The organism is Fodinibius sp. (assembly GCF_041642155.1).
Classification (GTDB): Bacteria; Bacteroidota; Rhodothermia; order Balneolales; family Balneolaceae; genus Fodinibius.
This window is the reverse complement of sequence record NZ_JBEPWZ010000263.1, coordinates 1-4,231: the sequence shown is the minus strand read 5'-3', so window position 1 is coordinate 4,231 and position 4,231 is coordinate 1. Positions and strand designations below refer to the sequence as shown.

The following is a 4,231-nucleotide window of genomic DNA, read 5'->3' as shown; positions in this document are numbered from 1 at the left end:
TTCATATTTGTATTTAATAGGGACATATATCCCTCTCTGCCGCCCCAGAATACGTAATTTTCACCGCCGAGCGCTATCGTGGCATCAATGGCATGCTTGACCTGGGTCGCAGCATAAGCAAGCACATTGAAATCAGGATTGGTCGCCGCCCCATTCATATAGCGGGGATGACTGAACAAATTGGCTGTGCCCCATAACAGCTTAACGCCGCTTTCTTCCTGCTTCTGCCGGGCGTATTCAACCATCTTCTGAAGCCGCTGTTCCGTTTCTGCAATGCTGTCCCCTTCATCCACCACGTCAACATCATGGAAACAATAATAGGGAACTCCGAGCTTGGTGATAAACTCAAAGGCCGCATCCATTTTAGCCCGTGCACGGTCCAGGGGATTCTCATACGTCATCCAGGGCCAAAGGCGGGTGCCGGTCCCGAACGGATCCCCCCCCCTCTCGCAGAGGGTGTGCCAGTATGCGACTGCAAAGCGGAGATGCTCTTTCATGGTCTTATCGCCTACTTTGCGATCAGCATCGTAATAGTTGAAGGCCAGTGGATTTGAAGAATCCCTCCCTTCAAAGGAAATTTCATCGATATCGGGAAAATAGGAAGTACTGCCGGTAGTGATCTTCATAGATTATGATTGATATTAAGTTTAGTACTAAGTTAATGCCTTTAGAGGTCACATGTTTCCGGGCAACCTCTATAATTCATTAGACAACAACATAAACTGCCTGATGAGTACAGAGCAATGTTTATGAATATTCTTCGTGCAACTTATGGTCTCCTTCGTGCAGCTTTGTATCAGAATCATCTCTTTCAGGATACCGGGTTTGGGGTGTGAACGCCTGAATTTTTACAATTTATTCGCCTTCGAGTTCTTTTTGTAACATGTCATGCCACCGGTCGTAGGCCTCGTTATATAATTTTTGCATTCCGGTGTCGGGATACAGGGTATCGGTTTTTGTCAGTCCCCGGAAAGCTTCTTCCCTGTTTTCAAATACTCCCGTACCGATGCCGGCGCCGATGGCCGCCCCCAATGCCCCGCTGCTGTCGTACAATTCTACTGAGAGTCCCGTGGTGTTGGTAAAAGCCTCCCGGAAAACCGGACTCAAAAACATGTTGCCGTTGCCCACCCGGATGGTATCGATCGGCAATCCCATCTGGCGCATGACCTGCAGTCCATAGTTCAGGGAGAAGGCGATCCCTTCCTGTGCCGCCCGGATGATATGTGCCTGGGCGTGCCGGTTGAAATCCAGGTTCTTTACCTGCGCGCCTATCGGCTGCTGCCCCAGCACGCGTTCGGGTCCGTTACCAAAGGGCAAAACCGTGACGCCTTCTGCCCCTGTTTCTACCGTTGCAGCAAGTTCGTTCATCTTATCATAGCTGTGCAGTCCGTTGAACAGCTCATTTTTAAGCCAGCTGTTTAGTATGCCTGTGCCGTTGATACAGAGTAATACACCGTACCGCGACTGTCCTTCATCATGATTTACATGCACGAAGGTATTTACGCGGGAATGCTTGTCGTAGAGCGGTTCCTCTGTGATCCCGTAAATAACGCCCGAGGTCCCGGCTGTCGCGGCGGCCTCACCCGGGTTCAATACATTCAGGGAAAGGGCATTGTTGGGCTGGTCGCCGGACCGGTAACCCACGGGAGTACCCGCCTCTAAGCCCAGTTCGACGGCAGCTTCCGGCGTCAGCTCCCCTGAAATGGCGAAGTTGGGATCGTAATCCGGCAGCAGATCCGGTGAAATACCGTAATACTCCAGCAGCCTGTCAGCTATGCTGTGGGACTGATAGTCCCAGAAGATGCCTTCCGAGAGTCCCGAGATGGAGGTTCTGATAGTGCCGGTAAGCTTCATAGCGATGAAATCGCCGGGCAGCATGACCTTATGAATCCTGGCGTACTGATCGGGCTCATTTTCCTTCACCCATCGCAGTTTGGAGGCGGTAAAATTGCCGGGCGAATTCAGGTAGTGGGTCAGGCAATACTCCCGGCCGATATCGGCAAAAGCTTTATTACCAATTTCCACCGCCCGGCCGTCGCACCAGATGATGGCGGGACGCAGTACCTTTTGATGCTCATCCACCATCACCAGGCCGTGCATCTGGTAGGCAATGCCGATGCCTTTGATGGCCTGCGGGTCGGCAGCTTCTGATTCCATGACCATAGTCGTAGCCCGAACCACGTGCTCCCACCAGGTCTGCGGGTCCTGTTCTGCCCAACCCGGGTGGGGCGCATCCATATCAAGCTCCTCTTCAGGGGAGGTGGCAGCAGCGATTTCCTTGCCTGAAGACGCATCAAGCAGCGAAGCCTTAATTCCTGAACTCCCGATATCAAATCCCAGTAAATGCATCTCTTGTATGTAACAATATCTGTTTATATTCTGATTAGATCAGGCACCAATAATCTCTGCCTGTCCGCCTGATATGATGGTTTAATGCCGACGCGGAATTCCAGTCTGCTGCCTTCGAATATAGTCGTCACTCATCATTTTATAAGCTTTCCAACCAAAATAAAGGAATGGCGGAATAATGCAAGAACCAAAACAGCAAGTACAGAAGTCTTTTTATCCCAAAATTTTTATTATATTTACCCTTTCATAACCTGCAAGAAAAACCTCTGTTCCCTTGGATCAACGCAACTTTTATATTGAAACCTACGGCTGTCAGATGAACGTCTCTGATACGGAGATTGTAAACTCGATCCTCATGGAAGAGGGTATGCAGCCGGTGAACGAACCCGACGAGGCGGAAGTCATCTTTGTGAATACCTGCTCTATACGGGAAAATGCCGAAGAGCGCGTCTGGAACCGTCTAAAGGAGTTTAAGGCTCTCAAGCGAAAAAAGGACGGCAAGCTTACAGTCGGTGTTCTGGGCTGTATGGCCGAACGTATCCGCGAACAGATCATGGAAAAAGAAGAACTGGTCGATCTTGTTGTGGGACCCGACGCCTACCGGGACTTGCCCAAATTACTGGCGGATGTGAACGACGGACGCAAGGCCGTCAATGTTTTGCTGTCGCTTGAGGAGACGTATGCGGATGTCAAGCCGGTACGCACCAACGACAACGGGGTCAGTGCCTTTGTGACGATCATGCGGGGCTGTGACAATATGTGCGCTTTTTGCGTGGTTCCTTTTACGCGGGGACGTGAACGCAGCCGGCCGGCCGAAAGTATCCTCGGCGAGCTGCAGCGGCTGAGCGACCAGGGGTATAAGGAGGTGACGTTACTGGGGCAAAATGTCAACTCGTACGACGATGGAGAGCACTCATTTGCGGACCTGATGTACAAAGCCAGCCAGGTGGACCCGGAGATGCGCATCCGGTTCTCTTCTCCTCATCCCAAGGACTTCCCGGAAGAACTGCTGCAGAGCATCAGCGAACAGCCGAATTTGTGCAATTATATCCATATCCCGGCACAGTCCGGAAACAATGCGGTCCTGGAGCGGATGCGGCGTCCCTATACGCGCGAACAGTACCTGGATTTGGTGGAGAAAATGCGGGAAATAATCCCGGGGGTCACTCTTTCCACGGATATTATTACCGGTTTTTGCGATGAGAACGAAGAGGAGCATCAGGACACCCTTTCACTGATGATGGAAGTCAAGTACGACCTGGCCTACATGTTTGCCTATTCTGAACGCGGCCGCACGCTCGCCCAGCGAAAGTATGAGGACAACGTGCCCGAGGATGTCAAAAAGCGGCGCCTCTCGGAAATCATTGAACAGCAAATGAAGATACAGGAAGAGTTAAACAGAAAAGAAATCGGGCGCCGTCACCTGGTACTGGCGGAAGGAACCAGCAAGCGTTCCGACGAGCAGTTGCGAGGTCGGACCGACACCAATAAAATGGTGGTATTCGACCGTCAGGATTATGAGAAAGGAGATTATGTTGAAGTGACGATCACGGACTGTACCTCGGCCACGCTGATGGGCGACCCTATCCGAAAAAGCAGTATTACCGAATTTGAGGCCAAACCACTCGCAGTATAAGAGGGTATTGCAAAACCAGGTATTTTGATCAATATCAACAGCTTTATCTTTAATGTTTACTATTTCGTGAATAAACCGGGTTAAGCATATGCGAGAATGTTGAATACACGAAAATGCATAAATTGGTCAAAAGAACGGTTTTGCAAATCACTCTGTAAAAAGAAAGGGCCCGCAACATACGTCGCGGACCCCTACCGCCCTAAAGAATACCGTGATTACTTCCTTCGTTGCTTATTGCTTTCCGGG

2 protein-coding genes and 1 pseudogene are annotated in these 4,231 nt (G+C 50.7%); 1 reads left to right on the top strand and 2 read right to left on the bottom strand.

The features are described 5' to 3' along the window. A pseudogene (locus ACESLU_RS12290) lies at nucleotides 1–626 on the bottom strand (xylose isomerase); the annotation flags it as partial. A 229-nt stretch (nucleotides 627–855) separates the two neighbouring features. Further along, on the bottom strand, nucleotides 856–2,349 hold the full coding sequence (locus ACESLU_RS12285; RefSeq protein WP_372638939.1) for a xylulokinase: 1,494 nt from the start codon (nucleotides 2,347–2,349) through the stop codon (nucleotides 856–858). Nucleotides 2,350–2,623: 274 nt separating this feature from the next. Here ACESLU_RS12285 and miaB point away from each other — a divergent pair, with 274 nt between their 5' ends. Further along, nucleotides 2,624–3,985, top strand: a complete 1,362-nt coding sequence (gene miaB, locus ACESLU_RS12280) for a tRNA (N6-isopentenyl adenosine(37)-C2)-methylthiotransferase MiaB (RefSeq protein ID WP_372638938.1) — start codon at nucleotides 2,624–2,626, stop codon at nucleotides 3,983–3,985. Nucleotides 3,986–4,231 lie beyond the last annotated feature (246 nt).

Excerpts from the sequence above, each read along its gene's own strand:
- ACESLU_RS12285 (WP_372638939.1), bottom strand. The coding sequence starts at position 2,349 with ATGCATTTACTGGGATTTGATATCGGGAGTTCAGGAATTAAGGCTTCG.